The organism is Halomonas sp. PA16-9, from assembly GCF_009728585.1.
GTDB classification, from domain to species: Bacteria; Pseudomonadota; Gammaproteobacteria; order Pseudomonadales; family Halomonadaceae; genus Vreelandella; species Vreelandella titanicae.
This window is the reverse complement of record NZ_CP040452.1, coordinates 431297-450929: the sequence shown is the minus strand read 5'-3', so window position 1 is coordinate 450929 and position 19633 is coordinate 431297. Positions and strand designations below refer to the sequence as shown.

The window sequence follows — 19633 nt, the reverse complement described above, 5'->3', positions numbered from 1 at the left end:
CTGTGCTCAAGTGCTGTGCTTAGATACTTCGCTAAGGGGTTTAACGCGATGTCTGATAATTTACGTTCACTGAGTATCACCCTGGTCGCCGAGGCTAAGCAGGTGAAAAGCTTTACGCTAACCCAGTGGCGTATTGCAGAGCTTACCCTGAGTGATCAGGGCCCCAATGTGCTTAACCTGCAGTTGTCGATGACCGAGCGTGCTGCCTACCGTTTCAACCTGACGTCTGCCACCCCACGGCTATTTGTGCGAGCGGGTTTTACTGGGCAAACACCCAAACCTGATGCGATTACCGCTAGTCAGGACGTGGCAGCCGGTTGGATGGACGGTGAGCAGCAGGTGCTCGAAGCACCAATGCCCATGGCCATTCAGGTCTGGATTGAGAGCTACCTCGCACGCCACGGCGAAGCGCCGATGGAGATGCGCAAGAAAAAACGCAAAGGAGCGGGGCGCGCCAAAGAGACCCCCACCAAGGAGCAGCCGCAATGAGCCGCCTAGAGCGCTGGTCGCGCCTAAAACGCAACGTTCCCCAAGAGCAAGATGCGCCGCCGGTTACAGAGCCCGTTGAGGAACTGGCGGCCAAATCGGATATTTCACCTGATGCCGCGCAGGAAGCGCCAGAGCAGGCATCACTAGAACAGTCTCCTGCAGAACAATCGCCTTCAGAACCAGCACCTAAGCCCGGCAGCTTAGACCACACCTTGCCCGACCCTGAAACGCTGGAAGCGGGCAGCGACTTCAGCGCCTTTATGGTGCCAGGAGTAAGCGGAGCCCTGCGGCGGCGTGCTTTGAAACGCCTGTGGGCCACCGGCAACTACAACGTTCGCGACGGCCTGGATGACTATGATGCCGACTACAATCAGCTGTTAAAGCCCATGGACTCCGAGCTCGCCAGCAAACTGCGCCGCTGGACGCATAAAGTGGAAGAGGCGGTTGATAAGTCGCTAGACGAGCCCGAGTCCCCAAAAGAGTTGGCAGAGAACGAGCAAACAAGTGAGAAACCGGTCGCGCTAGAGGACGACTCCTCAACACCTCGCGATGATGGTGTCAAAACTGTAGAAAACACCTTACTAGACGACCAGTCTGATTATTTATCTGATACTAAGACGAAAACATGAGATTAGTGATAAAATTATAAAAATCAAATTATTGGGTGTGTTAACAGTCGCCAGCGTTGGCAGCGTTGACGGTAATTAATTTGGCAAAATACGTATTTCGCCATAGGCTGAACTTAGCTTCTATGCATTGTTATGCCACAATAGTTAGATAGTATAACTCAAAATTATAATAAGAATTATTCACTGACCGTGAGAGCGCATGAATCAACGAATCCAACTGGCGTCGCTAGACGACCAGCGCAATGCCGAGGCTCGGGAGACGGTACGCCAGCGTATCTCGTGGCCCGCTAACCTAACGCCTGCCAATGTGACCTATCACAGCCGTGGTCATGCGCTGCTGCTCGGCAGTGAGCGCGATACCCGACAAGCCGCGCGTATTCTGCAAGGGCGTGGTTTGGCTTCATTGACGCTGGTTTTCACCGCGCCCAACGCCGCAAATGTTGACGACGGGGTAAACGATAGCGACTTGCTCGCTGCCACCGAGATCCTCACCACCCAGGCGCTAACCCGCGCCCAGGCAGAAAAGCTGCGCATTAGCGGCCATTTGGGCATGTTCAAAACGCTGCTTGATGGCGATAAGCCGCTTGATCTTGCCCGTGCGCTGATCGAGCGAGAGGCGTTTGACCTAGTCCTGGATTTAAATGCTTCTCCTTGCCTATCGGTGGAATTACCACCGCCTGGCTATGTGGTAATGCAGTGGCAGAATGTCGAGCAGCGCAACGACATCCTCGACGATTTTGTGGGGCTGGTGGGCGAATTCGACAAGCCGCGTTATTTTCAGGTCAATAGCGACTTATGTGCCCACTCTACCAGCGGCAACATTGGCTGTACCCGCTGTTTGGATGTTTGCCCCGCGGATGCCATCTCCAGCATTCAGGGGCGGATTGAATCTCACATCGAGATTGATCCCTTTCTCTGCCAAGGCGTGGGCAGTTGCACCAGTGCCTGTCCCACTGGCGCTATCGAATTTCGCCTACCGGAAACGCGCCGCCAGCAGGATACGCTCTCTGCTTGGCTGGGCGCCTACCGCGAAGCGGGTGGCCAAGCCCCGGTGCTGCGTTTTATTACCCATGATTCCCAAGATGCTGAGCGCGCAGCGGGTGTAGTCACCGCAGGTCATATCATCGACGCACCGCTAGAAGAGCTGGGCGCAGCGGGCCATGACCAGTGGCTAACCGCTCTGGCCGCCGGTGCCGCCGAAGTGCGTATCCAACTGCACCCCAATATGCCCGCCCGCTTAAGTGCCTTTTTGACCGATCAGCTCACTCAAGCGCATGCCCTATTGGACGCCCTAGGCCATGACCGTGCCCGCGTAAAGCTGATCGAGATAGCCGATTATGCAGACAGGGATGCGCTACCGGCACTCACCCCGTTGACAGAGTCACCGCTAAGCCTGCCTGAGCCAGAAAAGCGTGCGCGCTTTAACCGTGTGCTAGCGCGGTTGGCTGAATTGGGCAACTCCAACGGCGAGCGGGCTGCTATGCCAGCAGGCGCTGCCTACGGCGCCATTCAAGTCGATAGCGATGCCTGCACGCTGTGCCACGCCTGTGTCAGCAACTGCCCGACCCCGGCATTAAAATCAGGCGGCAAAACGCCCGCGCTGAGTTTCCTTGAAGCGGACTGTGTGCAGTGTGGTTTGTGTGAGCAGGCTTGCCCGGAAAATGCGATTACCTTGATGCCCGGCTTCCTGGCATCCAATGCCCGCGAAACGCGCACATCTGCCACGAAGAAGCGGCCTTTGAGTGCATCAACTGCGGTAAGCCGTTTGCCACTGTCAGCACGGTCGCTACTATTAAACAGAAGTTGGCTAACCACCCCTACTTCGCCGGCGAGGCGATGATCCGCCTGGAAATGTGCGAAGACTGCCGGGTAAAAGATGTCTGGAAAACCATGATTCGCGACCCTGACGCGCAACTGAAGGTATAAGCCGATGACGGATGCACTGCCCACGCTCAAAGAAGCGGATGCGCTACGCGCCGATATCTACCGGCTGTTAGCCACGTTACTGCGCCAAGCGCCAGATACAGAGCTGCTCGACTGGTTGGCTGAGCTAGCTATCGAGCAAGATGGCAGCCGCCTGGCAGAGTGCTGGCAGTCGTTGGCGGTAGCCGCCAACGGTGCAGATGCTGAGAGACTGCAGCGAGCTCACTTTCGCCACTTGGTCGGTGTGATTCAAGGTGAAGTGGTGCCCTACGCTTCCTGGTACCGCAACGGCGAATTGATGGAAGCGGCGCTGGTGGCGCTGCGCCAAGACCTAAAAGTGCTCGGCTTTGAACGCAGTGAGCATACCCGGGATCCGGAAGATCATCTGGCTGCCCTGTGTGAAGTGATGGCGATGCTGATCGACGCCGAAAGCTCTGAGCAGGGTTATTTCTTTAGCCAACATTTAGCCCCCTGGGCGGCCAGCTGTTTTGCCGACCTGGGGCAGGTAGACACCGCTTTCTATGCAGCGCTGGGGCAGTTGGGTAGCGCTTTTATGGAGAGCGAACAGGCTCGCTTGAGGGTTGATGCGGGCCATACGCCAGTGCGTATTCTTGAGCCTTAACGCAGGCTTCATAAAAGAAACAGCAAAAAAAGACCCGCATAAAAAAGCATGCAAGAGGAGAAACCCATGCAACCGTCACACAACGCTGAGCGCCGTCGGTTTATGAAAACCGTTGGGTTGGGAACCGCCGCTGCTGGCGCCGCGGCGGCAGTCGGTCATGTCACTCTGGCACAGGCTGACACTGCCCCGGTGAAAAACGAAAAACCAACGGTTAACTACCGTGAGACTGATCACGTCCGTGCTTATTACGCCTCGCTGCGTGACTGACGGCGGAATGCCAGGAGATTTGCCATGCGCTTAACTCGCAAAACAGACACCCCCAAGGCCTCAGGGCTGGGTATTTCCCGTCGCCAGTTCCTCAAACGCAGCGGTGCAGCCACTGGCGGTATGGCCGCCGTTGGCTTTATGAGTGCGCCCATGATGCAGCGCTCAGAAGCAGCCGATAAAACACCCGTGCTGGACTCGCCGGTCGAGACCAAACGCACCATCTGCTCCCACTGCTCAGTAGGTTGTGGCGTGTATGCTGAAGTTCAAGAGGGCATTTGGACTAAGCAGGAACCCGCTTTTGATCACCCTATCAACCGTGGCGCGCACTGTGCGAAAGGTGCTTCGCTGCGCCAGCACGGCCACTCCACGCGGCGTCTCAAGTACCCAATGAAGTTAGTCGCGGGTGAGTGGGAGCGTATGAGCTGGGATGACGCCATTAACGAGATTGGCGACAAACTGCTTGAGCTGCGCGAAGAGCACGGCCCGGACAGCGTTTACTGGTTGGGCTCGGCTAAGTTCAGCAACGAGCAGGCGTATTTAATGCGCAAGCTTGCCTCGCTGTGGGGCACCAACAATACCGACCACCAGGCGCGTATCTGCCACTCCACCACCGTGGCCGGCGTGGCGAATACCTGGGGTTATGGAGCGATGACCAACTCGCTCAACGACATGCATAACAGCAAGGCGATTCTGTTCATTGGCTCCAACCCAGTGAAGCGCACCCGGTGGCGATGCAGCATATCCTGATCGCTAAAGAGCGCAACAATTGCGACATTATCGTCGCTGACCCTCGCTTTACCCGTACTGCCGCCAAGGCCAACAAATACGTGCGTCTACGTCCCGGTTCGGACGTCGCCTATATTTGGGGCTTGTTATGGCACATTTTTGAAAATGGCTGGGAAGACAACGAGTACATCAATCAGCGCGTTTACGGTATGGATGAAGTGCGCGCTGAAGTCGCCAACTTCCCGCCCAGCGTTGTAGAAGAAGTCACCGGTGTCCCGAAGCCGAGATGTACGATGTCGCTAAACGCCTCTCCGACAACCGGCCTGGCTGTGTGGTCTGGTGTATGGGCGGCACCCAGCACACCACCGGCAACAATAATACCCGCGCTTACTGCATTCTTGAGTTGGCGCTGGGGAATATCGGTGTGGCGGGCGGCGGCGCTAACATCCTGCGTGGCCATGATAACGTACAGGGGGCGACCGACCTGGGCCTTGGCTGCGATTCATTGCCTGGTTACTACGGTTTGGCGGAAGGTGCCTGGCAGCACTGGGCGCAGGTGTGGGATCTCGACTACGAGTGGCTTAAAGGCCGCTATGACGATACCGAGTATGCCGATGGTAAGCCCATGTACACTGCCGGTATTACCGTATCGCGCTGGGTCGATGGCGTGCTCGAAGAGGACGAGAATATCTCCCAGCGTACCGCGCTGAAAGCAATGTTCTACTGGGGCCACGCGGTTAACTCCCAGACTCGCGGCGTCGAGATGCAAAAAGCGATGCAGAAGCTTGAGATGATGGTCATCGTTGACCCTTATCCCACCGTTGCTTCGGTTATGCATGACCGTAGCGACGGCGTGTATCTGCTGCCAGCGGCCACCCAGTTCGAAACCACAGGCAGTGTCACCGCGACTAACCGCTCGATTCAGTGGCGTGACCGCGTGATTGAGCCGCTGTTTGAGTCCAAGCCCGACCACGAAATCATGTACCTGTTTGCTCGTAAGCTGGGCTTCGGTAATGAGTTGGTCAAGAACTACCAGATGAACGGCGACGAGCCGCTCATCGATGACATTCTGCGCGAAATCAACAGCGGTATGTGGACGGTCGGTTACACCGGGCAAAGCCCCGAACGCCTCAAAGAGCACCAGAAAAACTGGCACACGTTCAGCTTCGAGAATCTGCGCGCAGAGGGCGGCCCGGCGGACGGTGATTACTACGGCTTGCCGTGGCCCTGCTGGGGCACGCCAGAGTTCGGCCACCCAGGCTCGCCTAACCTTTACGACACCAGCGTGCCGGTGATGGAAGGTGGCATGGGCTTCCGTGCCCGTTTTGGTATCGAGCGTGACGGCGTCAACCTTCTGGCGGAAGGTTCAGCGCCGGTAGGTGGCGATATCGACGACGGCTATCCAGAGTTCAACGACCAACTGCTCAAAGACCTAGGCTGGTGGGACGACCTGACCGCCGAAGAGAAACAGGCGGCGGAAGGCAAAAACTGGAAAACCGACCTCTCTGGCGGTATCCAGCGTGTCACCATTGAGCATGGCTGCGCGCCTTACGGCAACGCCAAGGCACGCGCTGTGGTCTGGACTTTCCCCGACCAGGTGCCGAAGCACCGTGAGCCGCTCTACACCACGCGTCGCGATTTGGTTGAACGCTTCCCTACTTGGGACGACTTCGACTCCATCATGCGCCTGCCGACCATGTACAAAACCATTCAGGATCGCGACAACACTGGCGAGTACCCGATGATTCTCACCTCTGGGCGCCTGGTTGAGTATGAAGGTGGCGGTGAAGAGACGCGCTCCATGTCGTGGCTTGCCGAGCTGCAGCAGGAGATGTTTGTCGAAATTAACCCGGCGGACGCCAACGACCTCAGCATCAAAGATGGTGACGATGTTTGGGTAGAAGGGGCAGAAGGGGGCCGTGTGAAGGTCAAAGCCCTGGTCACTCCTCGCGTCGATCGTAACGTAGCGTTTATGCCGTTCCACTTTGGCGGCATGTTCCAGGGCGAAAGCCTGCGTGACCGTTACCCGGATGGGTCTGATCCGTACATCATTGGTGAGGCGGCCAATACCGCCACCACCTACGGCTATGACCCGGTGACACTGATGCAAGAGACCAAGTGCACCATCTGCCGCATTGAGCGGGCTTAAGCTTCGACCGACCTGACAGCACGGCGGTGCGGGAGCCATCCCGCACCGGCATGAGGAGAACACCATGGCTCAAATGAAATTTATGTGTGACGCCGAACGCTGCATTGAGTGCAACGGCTGCGTCACCGCCTGTAAAAATGCCAACGATGTCGAGTGGGGCATTCAGCGCCGTCGCGTGGTCACGCTCAACGACGGTGAAGCGGATGAAATGTCCATCTCCGTCGCCTGCATGCACTGTGACGACGCCCCTTGCATGGCGGTGTGCCCCACCGACTGCTTCTACAAAACCGATGACGGCATCGTGCTGCACGACAAAGACCTCTGCATCGGCTGTGGTTACTGCCTCTACGCCTGCCCGTTTGGCGCCCCGCAGTTTCCCCAGCAGGATGCCTTTGGTGAGCGCGGCAAGATGGACAAATGTACCTTCTGCGCGGGCGGCCCGGCCGAAAGCAAAGAAGAGGAGTACGAGAAGTACGGTTCCAACCGTATTGCCGAAGGTAAACTGCCGCTGTGTGCTGAGATGTGCTCCACCAAAGCGCTGCTTGCCGGTGATGCCCAAGACGTGGCCGATATCTTCCGTCAGCGTGTTGTCCATCGCGGGCACAAAGATGGCGCCTGGTCTAATAACCCTCAGGCCAGTGCCGACAACCTAGCCTATGATGCTGCCCATAAAGGGTAAGGAGGCGTGTCATGAACCTGTTGACTGCACAGGCATCCGGTGGGGTGCCACGCTCAGGTAAAGGGCTCGCCCTGGGTATTTGGCGCTTTATGTTGGTGGCGTTTGCTCTGGTGCTTAGCCTCGGCTTCACGCAAGTGGCGTTGGCTCAAGCGGATCCTGACCGTGAAATGAACACCGCTGCCCCCGGCATTACCGCCGACCAGTGGCGTCAGGTACGTAGTGGAGAGACCGGGCCTAACTACCGTGACTCGCGTTATGAAAGCGACTACAGCTTGATCAATGCAAGCGGTGAAACCTGGCGGCAGATTCGCAACCGCTGGGTGTCGCCGTTTGGTTTGATTGCGGTATTTGGCATGGCGGCGCTGATCGCGCTGTTCTACTTCATTGTCGGGCGTAAAGAGCTTGAGGCGCCGCGCACGGGGCGTCTACTTTTGCGTTGGACGCTGATGAAACGCGCGCTGCACTGGACGGTAGCAACGCTGTTTATCATTCTGGCGCTGACCGGGATGACGCTGCTGTTCGGTAAATTCGTGTTCCGCCCACTGTTTGGCGATGGGATTTGGGCCTGGATGATTGCGGCGACAAAAGTGCTGCATAACTACCTGGGGCCGATCTTTGGCATTCTGCTGGTGATCCTGCTGGTCAGCTTGATCAAAGACAATATTCCCAAAAAGCACGACTGGGTATGGTTCAAGAAAGGCGGCGGTATGATTGGCAAAAAGCATGTGGATGCTGGTTTTGCCAACGGTGGTGAAAAAGCCTGGTACTGGCTGTTAGCGACGGTGGGAATCTTAGTGGTTGCCAGTGGCTTCGTGCTCGACTTCCCCAACTTCGACCAGGGCCGTGACACCATGCAGTGGGCCAATATTATCCACGCAGTGGGCGCATTGGGGCTTACGGCGGTTTCCCTCGGCCATATCTATATCGGCACGTTGGGTACCGAAGGCGCGCTAGAAGGTATGACCACGGGCTATGTGGATGAGACCTGGGCCAAAGAGCACCATAATCTTTGGTACGAAGAGGTCAAAGACCAAACGCTATCGGAACAAGAGGTGGCGGCCCGCAAGTCATCTGGCGGCAGCAGTGAACCGTCGGCAACGCGAACCAGTTAATAAGCATTTAATGGTCGCTAAGACACCGCCTTTCGGCGGTGTCTTTTGTTATGCTTCACCTTAAGTTATTAAATAACCCAAGCCATGTATGAGAGGAACGGTTATGTCAGCGTTTGATGAGTTAGACCCAACCACGCGCACCGAGCTTGAAGCCGCCGCGTTTCGCCGCTTGCTACAGCATCTGGACGATAACAAAGATGTCCAGAATATCGACCTGATGATCCTGGCGGACTTTTGCCGCAACTGCTTATCGAAATGGCTGGTTAGCGCCGCGGAAGCGCGGGATGAAAGCCTCAGTTACGAAGAGGCACGTGAGTACGTTTACGGTATGCCTTACAGCGAGTGGAAGGAGCTTTACCAGCCGCCCGCTACGCCTGAGCAAATGGCGGCCTGGGAAGCTCACCACGCCAAAAAGAAAGCAGCCAAACAAGGGTGACGTCAATGAGTGAGCCAATGGTGCCCCTCAACATAGCCGTACTCACGGTCTCGGATACCCGCACGGAAGAGACGGATCGGAGCGGTCAAGCCTTGGTCGAGCGGCTAACCAACGCCGGTCATACTCTCGTTGAAAAGCGCATAGTGCCTGACGATGTCTATCGTATTCGTGCGGTGGTCGCGAACTGGATCGCCGAGGCGGATGTGCAGGTAGTCATCACCACCGGAGGCACTGGCTTCACTGGGCGTGACTCTACCCCTGAAGCCATCTCGGTGCTGCTGGATAAGCGCATCGAAGGCTTTGGAGAACGCTTTCGTCAGCTAAGTGGTGAGGAAATTGGCAGTTCCACCATCCAGAGCCGCTGCCTCGGCGGCTTAGCCAACGCCACGGTAGTGTTCTGCCTGCCTGGCTCAACCGGCGCCTGCCGCACCGGCTGGGACGGCATTCTGGCAGAGCAATTGGATAGCCGCCACAAACCCTGCAACTTCGCTAATCTGGTCATCCCAGGTCGAGGCCAGCATGGTTGAATGAGTGGCATATTTTCCAGGCTGCCGCTTGCTGTAGCAACAAGTTTGCGTGGCGACTTGTATTGGGGTTGCGCTGTCGTCGCGCTCTTAAAAGTTAGTGTCAATGCAATAGCTGCATTGGTTTTAACCGGCTAGCTCAGTGCTTCTTCCTTTAGAAAGTTTAGTAATAAAGGGTGATTCGCTAGAGCAATATTGATTCGAAGAGCTGACCCTGACTCGTCATTGCCTAAAGTAAACAAATTTCCAGGTGCTAGGAAAATCCCCTGTGCAGAGGCTTTTTTTGCTAGCTCAAGGCCGTCTACGCTTTTTGGTAAAGGGCACCAAATGTAGTAACTCCCGGTGGGTGGCTGAATTTGCTTGAAACCAATATTTTTCAACGAGGAGATCGCTGCTGCGCTAGCCTTGGCCACTCTCTCGCGTAAACGAGTCATTTGGCGACGATAGCGACCATGAATGATCATTTCATGGATCATCCTTTCAATAATGCTTGAACTGGTAACCACCGTGAGCATTTTAATATCAATCAGTGACCGAACCAGCGTCTGATTAGCTGCAATGTAGCCACAACGCATACTGGCAGATAGCGTTTTGGAAAAAGTGCCAACGTATATGACTCGGTTAAGGCCATCGAGCGAAGCAAGGTGAGGCGTTGATCGGGGGAGAATATCACCAAAAGGATCGTCTTCAATGATGGTTAAATCATGCTGTTCAGCGATACGTAATAAGGCATGCATATTCTGGAGAGACATGGATGTGCCGGTAGGGTTGTGAGCCATAGGCTGAACAAACAAAAGCCTTGGCCGGTATTCCCGGATACTCTGTTCCAGCATATCGAGATCCAGCCCTTGAGGTCCTCTAGTGATGCCGATGGTTTTGGCACGCTGTAGGCGTAATTTACCAAACATTGGGTAATAACCAGGGCTTTCAACTAGCACCACTTCACCGGGCTCTACAAAATGCCTAACAATCAGGTCGAGTGCATGGTTGGCGCCGAACGTCATCAAGATTTGATTTGGATGAACGCTAATTGCACGATCGTTTAGCGTTCTGGCGATATCTTCTCGCAGGCCGATCAATCCCTGAGGGTTGCCGTATTCGAACTCATCTCTGGCGTCATGATCCTGATTGCTGCGTTTGAAATAGCGGCGTATGTCCGAGCTTTCCATCCAACTTGCCGGCAGGCGTCCATCTCCGGCTCTGACTTCATAATGCTGATTCAATTGTTCTCTTAATAGAGAAACCAAGTCGACCGCTTCAGTAAAATGTTCAGGCTTGATAGCTGGGTGAGCTGGTCTGGTTGCTTCCACATAAAAGCCAGAACCGCGCCGAGGGCTGATATATCCAGTCGCGACTAAGCGGTCATAAGCATCAATTATAGTATTTTTTGAAACCCCAAAGCTCAGGGTTGCATTGCGAATGGAGGGTAATCTTGTCCCCGCCGTTAGCTGTCCCTGCTCAATGCGCTCAATAACTGTATTGGCGACTTGTTGTGCTCGAGGTGGTTTTTGCTTCATAAAAGGCTCAATTGTACCCATTAAGGAAAGGGTACAGTACATGGGTCAATTTTGAATATTGTACCTTGTCCAGCTTTCTCTATCACCCTAACTTAAGATAAGAGTATGTTTTATTTCTAACAATAATCGGTGATGCAGCGGTCTCTAGTTCGCGCTAATAGCACTGCCATTCACCATGGAGAACATCGTGAACTTAACAACCATAAATAAAAGCTGGTTCTTTTTAAAAACGGTCGCAGCTGTGTCCACTGTGACAGCCTGTGTGGCTCCTTCTATTGCTATTGCCGAGGATCTGCCCAGCGTAAACTGGCGAATGCAGGCGCTTTGGGATGCGGGGACGACGCCCTATGAATACGAAGAAAAATTTGTAGAGCGGGTGTCCGAATTAACTGATGGGAAGTTTGAAATTCGATTGTTTGCCGGTGGACAATTAGTGCCAGCGGCCCAAGCATTTGAAGCTGTACGTGCAGGTGCCTTCCAGATGATGAAGACATTTGACGGCTATGAAGCAGGTTCTATACCTGCTTTCGCGTTCACCAGCACAGTACCGTTTGGTTTTCCTGAATCTGACCAGTACGAAGCTTGGTTCTATGAGAAAGGGGGAATTGAGCTGGCTCGTCAGGCCTATGCGTCAGCTGGTCTCTATTACATTGCACCTACGGTTTATGGGCAAGAACCCATCCATTCTAAATTTCCTATCGAATCTCTGGATGATCTGGATGGCAAAAAAGGCCGTTTCGTTGGCTTGGCCAGCACGGTGATGAGCGAATTTGGTGTGTCTACGACAGGGTTGCCTACGGCAGAGGTGTATCAAGCACTTGAAAAAGGGGTCATTGATCTTGCCGATCGCGGCGACCTGACCGCTAATTTTGAAGCAGGCTTGGGAGAAGTGGCCGGATATATAGCTGTACCTGGCTTTCACCAACCCACGACAGCTACCAGTTATGTAGCGAACCAAGCGGCTTACGATAGTTTACCTGACTCTTACAAAGCGGCCTTGGAAGTGGCTGCCCGTGAGATTTCGTCTTCTTTACGGCAGCACATCCTTGCCCAGGATACTGTTGCTCTCGAAGAGTTCGAAGCGCAAGGCGTACAGATCACCCATTTGAGCCCCGACCTCATTGCAGAAGGGCGCCCGACCGCGATGAATGCATGGAGGAGAGCGGCTGGAGATGACGAATTGGCTAACGAAATTCTCAATAGCCAAATCGAATTCATGCAAGAACTTGGCTTGATTGACTGAGTTCCTACCTTACGGTTCCGCGCGCTGGCAATCCGGTAATAGGCCGGATTGCCTTCCCATCGAGGTTCAATTATGGCTGTTCTTCTTGGCTACTGCCGCCTTATAACGGCTCTTAACCGTTGGGTGGCCACGGTTGTATCGGCTTTTGTCTTCATTATGGTGGCCGTCATCAGCTACGAAGTAGTGTCCCGCTATTTTTTCAATGCACCCACTACCTGGGCTATGGAGCTTGCGACACTATTATTTGGCCCTTACTTCTTACTGGCTGGCCCTTATATTCTACATACTGCTGGACACGTCAACGTTGACATACTTTACCGTAAACTGCCGTTTAAGTTGGCAGGCTTAGTAGACTGTCTAACATATGCGCTGATTGTTGTAGTAACGGTGATTTTTATAGATCAGAGCCTACCTATAGCGCTGAATGCCTACGCAAGTGGTGAAACTTCATTTACCTCTTGGAATCCCCCCGTCTGGCCGGTGAAAGCGCTTATTCCGATCGCTTTTTATTGCTTCTCATGCAAGCGCTGGCTGAAATTATTTGGGCAGTTAAGCGTATTCAAGGTCAAGAGGTGAAAGCATGAGTTCTACTCTTGTCCTTTCAATGATGTTTGTCTCACTGTTGGTATTGTTGCTCAGCGGGATGCCTTTAGCATTTGTACTGGCATTTTTGGCAATTTTATTCACAGTCATACTGTGGGGAGCTGATGCACTAGTGCTGACCGTTCTCCAAACCTTTGATGCAATGACATCAGACATCTTGCTGGCTATCCCACTCTATGTGCTGATGGCAAGCGTGCTTCAGCGCTCAGGTATTATTGAAGCGTTATATCGTGCAATGGAGCTCTGGTTCCGACGTTTGCCGGGAGGATTGGCCGTCGGTACCGTGGCGATCTGTACGGTGATGGCGGCGATGACCGGCATTGTTGGGGCGGCTGTTGCGGCAATGGGCATCCTCGCATTGCCATCTATGCTACAGCGCGGTTATGACCAGCGATTAGCACTGGGCACAATCTGTGCAGGAGGTACATTAGGCATTCTGATTCCTCCCTCAATTATTACGATTGTATATGCTTCTACTGCCCAGATATCAGTTGGCAAAATGTTTGCTGCCGGTATTGTTCCAGGAATAATACTGGCAGGACTGTATATTTTTTATATTATTCTGAGAGCAATTATCCAGCCAAACCTAGCTCCTCGGCAGTCTGGAGAGCAGACAAACCTAGGGGAGATGTTGAGTTCTCTTAAAGCTCTGATACTACCAGTACTGATTGTTTTATCCGTGCTGGGTAGTATCTATGCAGGTATTGCCACGCCCACCGAGGCAGCAGCAGTGGGTGTTGTTGGGGCGTTGATTTCAGCGGCCTTTCAGAAGCAGCTGACATTTAAAAACTTATCTGCTGCATCTATGGATACCTTGCGTGTGACCACTATGATTATGTGGATCACGATTGGGGCGAAGATATTTGTATCCATCTTCACCGGCACTGGCGGGGCGGACTCGCTTCTACAATTCATTCAAGACCTTGAAATGAATCGCTGGTTAGTACTGCTTTCCATGATGCTGGTTTTAGTCTTCCTTGGGTTATTCCTGGATGAAATTGGCATCATCCTTTTATGTGTGCCTGTCTTCTTACCTATCATAAACGCCTTTCAATTTGATCCGGTCTGGTTCGGAGTGCTTTTCCTTATTACTGCTCAGATGGGTTATATCACCCCTCCTTTTGGCTACACGCTTTTTTACATAAAGGGAGTACTGCCACCTGATATTGGTATGGGAACTGTATACCGGGCCATCGTACCCTTCTTAGTTTTGCAGCTCATTGCATTAATTTTATTTATGCTTTTTCCCGAAATCGTTACTTGGCTGCCTGAACAACTTTCACAGAAAGTACGCTCTTAAAAAAGGAGATAAAAACAATGACTACAACGACTTCTCGTATTCCAGGGTTGCACAAAATGTCACCTGAAGAGCGGCTACAAAAGGTAGTGGAAGTCACTGGGTTGAGCGAGGATGTTGTCAGGCACCTGGGTAACACGGGCAACCTGGATTCAGCCACAGCCGACTCCATGATCGAGAATGTCATTGGCACCATGAACATTCCTTTGGGTGTGGCGACCAATATGCTGGTAGATGGGCATGATGTCCTAGTGCCCATGGCGACAGAGGAGTCTTCGGTGGTAGCTGCTGTCTGTAACGCAGCCCGTCAGTGCCGTTCAACCGGCGGTTTTAAGACAGACATGTCGAATTCTCACATGATTGCCCAGGTTCAGTTGCTGGGTGTTCCGAATCCTGAATTCGCTCGTTTGCAGATACTAGAGCATAAGTCGGACGTTCAGTTGATATGTGATGAAACAGATCCGGTCTTGCTTAAACACGGCGGCGGGTTCCGTGATATGGAGGTGCGTGTTCTGAAAGGACGCACTGGGCCAATGGTGGTCACCCATCTGATTGTCGATACTCGTGATGCAATGGGCGCTAACGCAGTGAATTCCATGGCGGAAGCCGTAGCCCCCCATATTGCAAAATGGACGGGAGGGAAGACCTATCTGCGTATTTTGTCCAACTTGGCGGATCGTCGGTTAGCGAGAGCACGGGCTACTTGGGCTTTGGACGAAATTGGTGGTGCAGAGGTTCGTGATGGCATATTGGCCGCCTATGACTTCGCCGATATTGACCCTTATCGCGCAGCCACGCATAACAAAGGCATCATGAATGGGGTAAGTGCTGTGGTACTGGCAACTGGAAATGATTGTCGGGCCGTAGAGGCGGGAGCCCATGCTTATGCTGCCCGTACAGGGCAGTACAGCTCATTAACACGATGGGAAGCCGATGCTGACGGAAACCTGACCGGCACTATTGAAATGCCTTTGGCGGTAGGCTTAATTGGTGGAGCCACGCGCTCTCACCCTACAGCGCGTATTGCGCTGGATATAATGAACATAACGACTGCCGAACGGCTTGCCTGCACTATTGCTGCAGTCGGTTTGGCTCAGAACTTCGCTGCACTCAAAGCACTAGCGACGACGGGCATCCAAAAGGGTCATATGGCACTCCATGCGAAAAATATTGCGGTCATGGCAGGTGCGGTTGGTGACGAGATTGAGAAAGTAGCCGACGCGTTGGTGAAGCTTGGTAAGGTAAGGGTCGATGTAGCAGAAGAAATTCTCAACGAGGTGCGACAGTAACGCCTTAGCCAGCTTATATAGAACTGACTAGTCGTCTAGCTAGATGTAACCACTACGGGCTGTTTCTGAACGTTGATCGTGGCATTCTATCTACAGCGCTAATCTACTCTTTAAGGTTAACGACCCCGATTTTTCTGTTTTAGAGACGACTATGCCATCACTTCATAATACCCAGTTCATGCTCGCCAACCTGGTCATCCCTGGCCGAGGTCAGCATGAGTGACTTGCAGCCAATATCAGCCGCGCTTGAGGCGCTACTGGCAGACGTCAGCGTAATAGGCGTCGAGAGTGTTCCGCTGGAAGCCGCTGCCGGGCGTGTGTTGGCCCAAGCCGTCACCGCACAGCTGGATGTACCACCCTTCGATAATAGCGCGATGGATGGCTACGCCTTGCGCGCTGCTGATGCGGGGCAGTGGCTGCCGGTGAGTCAACGCATTGCCGCCGGCACACAGGCGAAAGCGCTTGCGCCAGGAAGCTGCGCACGTATTTTTACCGGCGGTGAGATTCCTCCCGGTGCCGACTGCGTGGTGATGCAGGAGCGCGTACAAGTTGACGGTGATCGTGCGCTGATGCCTGCGGATATTCCCGCAGGTGATAATGTCCGCCGCCAAGGGCGTGACGTGCGCCAGGGCAGCGTACTGTTAGACGCTGGTGAGCGGCTCGAAGCAGCGGCCCTTGGCCACTTGGCAGGTCAGGGGATTACTCAGGTCAGCGTGCGCCGGCGCCCCTGTGTGGCGCTGCTTTCGACGGGCGATGAGATTATTGATCCGGGTACGCCACTAAAGCCGGGGCAGCTTTACAACTCAAACCGGCCGATGCTTAGGCGCCTGTTAGAGAACTTTGGCGCCGAGGTGGTGAGTACCGTTAGTGTTCCGGATGACTATGCCCGCACTGTGGCACTGTTAACGGCCGCCGCTGCTGAGGCAGACCTGGTGGTCACCACTGGCGGCGTCAGCGTCGGCGAAGAGGATCATGTCAAAGCTGCGCTGGAAGCGATTGGCCAGCTCGATATGTGGAAGCTGGCGATCCGCCCCGGTAAGCCGCTAGCACTGGGTCGTTTGCCTCGCGATGACGGCAGCCAGGTGCGGTTTGTCGGTTTGCCAGGCAATCCGGTCTCGGGGTTTGTTGGTGCCTGGTTGTTTTTGCGTCCCTTACTGGGCGCAATGCTTGGTTGTCCAGCGCTAACATCGCTGCCAGCGGTGACCGCGAAAGCGGGGTTTGCTACCTCCACCGGCCCACGTGAGCACTATATGCGTGTAACGCTTGAGTTCACGCCAAGCGGGGTGACGGCGACGGCCTTTGAGGATCAGAATTCCGGGGTGCTTTCATCCTGTATTAACGCCGATGCTTTTGCAGTGGTTCCGGCCAATAGCGACATAGCCGAGGGCGATGCCATTAGCTGTTTGTGGTTGGCTGGCTAAGAGCAGGGGCTGAGAAAGCTAAGGATTAAGCTTGCGGGCATCCAGTAGCAGTACTAGCTGTTGCTGGACGAAGGTTAACCCGCATAGCGCCGTGGAAAATCGGCGGGAAAGCAGCAGTTTAGGCAGCGGGTAGAGGGTGTTGGCCGGCAGTTGCTGAAGCGTTATGTCACCGCTCACGCCCAGTTGCCAAGTGCTGTTGTTGTCGCTGGCTGCTTGAGCGTCGCGTAGGGTGAGCCAGCGGTTAGGTGGGGAGCCATGGTCACCACCTTCATAAAGCAACGTTTGAGCATTGGCAGTGCGCGGTGCCGTGGGGTGATCGGTCATGGCCAGCACATGGCGCGCTTCCAAGGCGGTACGGTAAGGCCCTACGCAAAACAGCACCAAGGCAACCTGGGCCTGTTCATGATGGCCGCGATGCAAGGGCACTTTAACCGAGCCCCTGCTGGTAGGCGTCGAAGAGCGCCTCTGGGTCAAGCAGGGCAAGCGCTTCTTGCTCATCTATCTGCCATAGCGCGCTGACATAAGGGCGCAACGTGCCGGAAAGCGTCTCTGGCGGCGCTTGCAGCATACTTTGAGTGACCTCGCACACATCATCAAGCTGTTCAATACGCACACCGCTAGTAATCCCTGCCGCGCTCACTAACAGAATCATCCCCTTACTGTTACCTTCCGGTGCAGGTAAACCGAGTAGTCGATGCAGGCTAATGACGGACTCGATTGTGCCCCGCAGGTGCAGCACACCTTCGGTAGAGGAAGGCAGTCCCGGCACGTAATAGACGGGTTGGTCGCTGGATAGAATTTCACTCACCGCGCTGCCGGGTAGTGCAAAAGGCTGGCCGTTGAGCCGGAAGAGCACTAGCTGTTGGGTAGGCTCATCAATATCTACCGCCGCCTCAGCATCGCCGTGTGCTGCTAATGCCTCGTCAAGGGTTTGGGTAGCGGGCGGCTGGTCATTTGCCTCGCCGTTGCGGGGAAATTCAGCGGTCATCGGCCAGCTCCGGCGATATCACTACCTGATTGCGACCTTGGTGTTTGGCGCGGTAGAGCGCTTGGTCGGCGCTTAAACGCAGCGGCTCGGTAGAAGGTTGTGCGGGGAAGCTGCTAATGCCTGCACTGAAGGTGCAGCGAAAGCGAACCTCACCGGTGTGAAAATCAATCAGTGCAAAATCCTCGCGCAGGCTATCGATCAATGTGGCGGCTTTCTCGGCATTAATGCCCTTTAGCAGCACAACAAACTCTTCTCCGCCGTAGCGGCCGATAATATCGGAGAGACGCAGGCGACTCTTTAATAGTCTTGCCAGGGTGATAATTACCTGGTCACCCGCCAAATGACCGTGGGTGTCGTTGACGTGCTTGAAGTGATCAATGTCGATCATCGCCATGGCGTGCTGGCTATTATCACGGTGCGCCTGAGCGAGGTTTTTATTGATCAGTTCAGTGGTGGTGCTGTGGTTATACAGCCCGGTCATGCTGTCGCGGGTCATTAATGAGCGCAGCAGACGCAGGCGTTCGGCGCGCAGTTGCACGGCAGAGACCAGCTCTTCGGGCTGAACGGGTTTGGTGAGAAAGGCTTCAACCCCCGCAGACATAGCGGATATCTGCTTTTGGCTGTCGGTTTCACTGGAGAGATAGATAATCGGTAGACCCAGGTGTTCCGGCTGCTGGCGAATAATCGATGCCAGCTCTTCCCCAGAACACACCGGCATATACACATCGACCAACAGTAAATCGGGGCTAAAGCGCTCCATTACCGTGAGCGCATCGGCGGGATGGTGAACCTGATGAGTCAGCATTCCGCTCTCTTCAAGCAACAGAGCGTGGTAAGCGGCTGCTTCGGGCTCATCATCCACCACTAGCACCTTGAGTGGCTCTTCTGCCGCCGGAGCGGTCAGTTCATCCACTGCCAGCATCAGATCCAGCGGTTTTACCGGTTTGGTAAAGTAGCCGCCGCAGCCTGCACGAACGGCACTCAGGCGCGAATGAAAGTCGCTGTGGGCCGACAAAACGATGGCAGGAAGCGGTTGGCCTGTCAGCTTGTTCAAGCTGGTCAGGGTTTCAGTGCCTGCCGTCTGGCCTTGGGGAACTGCACATCCATGATGACCGCGTCAGGGCGACGAGTGAGCACAGCGTTAAAGAATGTGTCTGTATCGATAAACTGAACGACTTCGTGACCAAAGCAGCGTAGGTGATGGATTAATTGATCGACCTGCTCGGGCTCATCGTCGCACAGATAAATTAACCGCTGGCGCTTATTGCGCAGTGGCTCAACCTGGCTGGAAAGCTCGAAGCTGTTTACGGCCGCCAGCGCTTGCTGTTGACCCTGGTGGGAGCGCAGGTGCTGCTGCTCGTGACCCATCAGGAGAAGCAATTGACTGATAAACGTATCGATATCGGCGCGGGCGGGAGAGGTAGTGAGCGCCTCCTGCGCCTGATCCGCCAGCTGGGCAAGCCGCTCAAATCCCAGCGACCTCCCGGTTCCTTTCAAACTATGAAAGAAACGGTGCAGCTCTGGCGCGAGTCGCGCCTGTTCTTCGCTCGTCGTGCGACTCTGCTGCCACAGCTCGGCGGTTTGCGCTAAGCGGGACGGAAGCTGCTCAATAAAACGCTCACGCAGCTGGTTCAGCTTATCGTGCAGCGAAGGGGCGGGCTTAGACATCAAACTACCTACGTAAGTGAACGAAAGCGGCGATCCATTCCATCAGTGATC

The 19633-nt window shown here is 54.5% G+C and carries 17 protein-coding genes and 2 pseudogenes; 15 read left to right on the top strand and 4 right to left on the bottom strand.

Going from position 1 to position 19633, the window contains the following annotated elements; all coding sequences use genetic code 11:
• Window positions 1-48: 48 nt before the first annotated feature.
• The 10 genes and pseudogenes from FDY98_RS18520 to moaB all read left to right on the top strand — a co-directional run bounded on the left by FDY98_RS18520 (window position 49) and on the right by moaB (window position 9559).
• The gene (locus FDY98_RS18520; protein ID WP_022521827.1) at window positions 49-489 is read left to right on the top strand and encodes a DUF3305 domain-containing protein; all 441 of its coding nucleotides are present in this window, start codon (window positions 49-51) and stop codon (window positions 487-489) included.
• On the top strand, window positions 486-1118 hold the full coding sequence (locus tag FDY98_RS18515) for a DUF3306 domain-containing protein (protein WP_009285878.1): 633 nt from the start codon (window positions 486-488) through the stop codon (window positions 1116-1118). Before FDY98_RS18520 ends, FDY98_RS18515 begins: the two co-directional genes overlap by 4 nt.
• 199 nt (window positions 1119-1317) lie before the next feature.
• Window positions 1318-2958: a 4Fe-4S binding protein gene (locus tag FDY98_RS18510; RefSeq protein WP_340147050.1), complete on the top strand. Its 1641-nt coding sequence runs from the start codon at window positions 1318-1320 to the stop codon at window positions 2956-2958.
• Window positions 2959-3048: 90 nt separating this feature from the next.
• Entirely contained in the window at window positions 3049-3663 is a 615-nt protein-coding gene (locus tag FDY98_RS18505) for a TorD/DmsD family molecular chaperone (protein WP_027957019.1), read from the top strand.
• 66 nt (window positions 3664-3729) lie between these two features.
• Window positions 3730-3930, top strand: a complete 201-nt coding sequence (locus FDY98_RS18500) for a twin-arginine translocation signal domain-containing protein (protein WP_022521831.1) — start codon at window positions 3730-3732, stop codon at window positions 3928-3930.
• A gap of 24 nt (window positions 3931-3954) precedes the next feature.
• Window positions 3955-6805: pseudogene (locus tag FDY98_RS18495) on the top strand (molybdopterin-dependent oxidoreductase).
• Between the two features lie 64 nt (window positions 6806-6869).
• Complete coding sequence (gene fdh3B, locus FDY98_RS18490; RefSeq protein ID WP_022521832.1) at window positions 6870-7484, top strand: formate dehydrogenase FDH3 subunit beta; 615 nt, start codon at window positions 6870-6872, stop codon at window positions 7482-7484.
• A gap of 11 nt (window positions 7485-7495) precedes the next feature.
• The gene (locus FDY98_RS18485) at window positions 7496-8596 is read left to right on the top strand and encodes a formate dehydrogenase subunit gamma (RefSeq protein WP_009285875.1); all 1101 of its coding nucleotides are present in this window, start codon (window positions 7496-7498) and stop codon (window positions 8594-8596) included.
• 103 nt (window positions 8597-8699) lie between these two features.
• Window positions 8700-9032, top strand: a complete 333-nt coding sequence (locus FDY98_RS18480) for a DUF1244 domain-containing protein (RefSeq protein WP_022521834.1) — start codon at window positions 8700-8702, stop codon at window positions 9030-9032.
• Window positions 9033-9037: 5 nt separating this feature from the next.
• Window positions 9038-9559 carry a molybdenum cofactor biosynthesis protein B gene (gene moaB, locus FDY98_RS18475; RefSeq protein WP_022521835.1) on the top strand — a complete coding sequence of 174 codons (522 nt, stop codon included), beginning with the start codon at window positions 9038-9040 and terminating at the stop codon, window positions 9557-9559.
• Window positions 9560-9690: 131 nt separating this feature from the next.
• On the opposite strand, the gene FDY98_RS18470 is transcribed toward moaB, so the two are convergent.
• Window positions 9691-11073, bottom strand: a complete 1383-nt coding sequence (locus FDY98_RS18470; RefSeq protein WP_035538766.1) for an aminotransferase-like domain-containing protein — start codon at window positions 11071-11073, stop codon at window positions 9691-9693.
• A gap of 175 nt (window positions 11074-11248) precedes the next feature.
• Between FDY98_RS18470 and dctP the strand changes: the two genes are divergently transcribed.
• From dctP to FDY98_RS18445, 5 genes are all read left to right on the top strand, one after another.
• A complete protein-coding gene (dctP, locus tag FDY98_RS18465) occupies window positions 11249-12316 on the top strand; it encodes a TRAP transporter substrate-binding protein DctP (RefSeq protein WP_009285873.1) in 1068 nt (355 codons plus the stop codon).
• A gap of 72 nt (window positions 12317-12388) precedes the next feature.
• The gene (locus FDY98_RS18460; RefSeq protein ID WP_340147049.1) at window positions 12389-12892 is read left to right on the top strand and encodes a TRAP transporter small permease subunit; all 504 of its coding nucleotides are present in this window, start codon (window positions 12389-12391) and stop codon (window positions 12890-12892) included.
• 4 nt (window positions 12893-12896) lie between these two features.
• On the top strand, window positions 12897-14219 hold the full coding sequence (locus FDY98_RS18455; protein WP_009285872.1) for a TRAP transporter large permease: 1323 nt from the start codon (window positions 12897-12899) through the stop codon (window positions 14217-14219).
• 8 nt (window positions 14220-14227) lie between these two features.
• Complete coding sequence (locus FDY98_RS18450) at window positions 14228-15505, top strand: hydroxymethylglutaryl-CoA reductase, degradative (RefSeq protein WP_268871410.1); 1278 nt, start codon at window positions 14228-14230, stop codon at window positions 15503-15505.
• A gap of 215 nt (window positions 15506-15720) precedes the next feature.
• Window positions 15721-16926 (top strand): molybdopterin molybdotransferase MoeA, encoded by a 1206-nt coding sequence (locus FDY98_RS18445; protein ID WP_027957016.1) that lies wholly within the window; start codon window positions 15721-15723, stop codon window positions 16924-16926.
• An 18-nt stretch (window positions 16927-16944) separates the two neighbouring features.
• Here FDY98_RS18445 and FDY98_RS18440 read toward each other — a convergent pair whose 3' ends face one another.
• The 3 genes and pseudogenes from FDY98_RS18440 to FDY98_RS29690 form a co-directional block, all read right to left on the bottom strand.
• Entirely contained in the window at window positions 16945-17352 is a 408-nt protein-coding gene (locus FDY98_RS18440; RefSeq protein ID WP_027957015.1) for a hypothetical protein, read from the bottom strand.
• Window position 17353: 1 nt separating this feature from the next.
• Window positions 17354-17914: a chemotaxis protein CheW gene (locus FDY98_RS18435; RefSeq protein ID WP_009285870.1), complete on the bottom strand. Its 561-nt coding sequence runs from the start codon at window positions 17912-17914 to the stop codon at window positions 17354-17356.
• Window positions 17904-19582 (bottom strand): annotated as a pseudogene (locus FDY98_RS29690) (diguanylate cyclase). The gene FDY98_RS18435 and the pseudogene FDY98_RS29690 overlap by 11 nt, the downstream one beginning before the upstream one ends.
• Window positions 19583-19633 lie beyond the last annotated feature (51 nt).

Excerpts from the sequence above, each read along its gene's own strand:
- dctP (WP_009285873.1), top strand. The coding sequence starts at position 11,249 with ATGGAGAACATCGTGAACTTAACAACCATAAATAAAAGCTGGTTCTTT.
- FDY98_RS18470 (WP_035538766.1), bottom strand. The coding sequence starts at position 11,073 with ATGAAGCAAAAACCACCTCGAGCACAACAAGTCGCCAATACAGTTATT.
- FDY98_RS18445 (WP_027957016.1), top strand. The coding sequence starts at position 15,721 with ATGAGTGACTTGCAGCCAATATCAGCCGCGCTTGAGGCGCTACTGGCA.
- FDY98_RS18500 (WP_022521831.1), top strand. The coding sequence starts at position 3,730 with ATGCAACCGTCACACAACGCTGAGCGCCGTCGGTTTATGAAAACCGTT.
- FDY98_RS18480 (WP_022521834.1), top strand. The coding sequence starts at position 8,700 with ATGTCAGCGTTTGATGAGTTAGACCCAACCACGCGCACCGAGCTTGAA.
- FDY98_RS18520 (WP_022521827.1), top strand. The coding sequence starts at position 49 with ATGTCTGATAATTTACGTTCACTGAGTATCACCCTGGTCGCCGAGGCT.
- FDY98_RS18515 (WP_009285878.1), top strand. The coding sequence starts at position 486 with ATGAGCCGCCTAGAGCGCTGGTCGCGCCTAAAACGCAACGTTCCCCAA.
- FDY98_RS18485 (WP_009285875.1), top strand. The coding sequence starts at position 7,496 with ATGAACCTGTTGACTGCACAGGCATCCGGTGGGGTGCCACGCTCAGGT.
- FDY98_RS18455 (WP_009285872.1), top strand. The coding sequence starts at position 12,897 with ATGAGTTCTACTCTTGTCCTTTCAATGATGTTTGTCTCACTGTTGGTA.
- FDY98_RS18510 (WP_340147050.1), top strand. The coding sequence starts at position 1,318 with ATGAATCAACGAATCCAACTGGCGTCGCTAGACGACCAGCGCAATGCC.
- fdh3B (WP_022521832.1), top strand. The coding sequence starts at position 6,870 with ATGGCTCAAATGAAATTTATGTGTGACGCCGAACGCTGCATTGAGTGC.
- FDY98_RS18505 (WP_027957019.1), top strand. The coding sequence starts at position 3,049 with ATGACGGATGCACTGCCCACGCTCAAAGAAGCGGATGCGCTACGCGCC.
- FDY98_RS18460 (WP_340147049.1), top strand. The coding sequence starts at position 12,389 with ATGGCTGTTCTTCTTGGCTACTGCCGCCTTATAACGGCTCTTAACCGT.
- FDY98_RS18435 (WP_009285870.1), bottom strand. The coding sequence starts at position 17,914 with ATGACCGCTGAATTTCCCCGCAACGGCGAGGCAAATGACCAGCCGCCC.
- moaB (WP_022521835.1), top strand. The coding sequence starts at position 9,038 with ATGAGTGAGCCAATGGTGCCCCTCAACATAGCCGTACTCACGGTCTCG.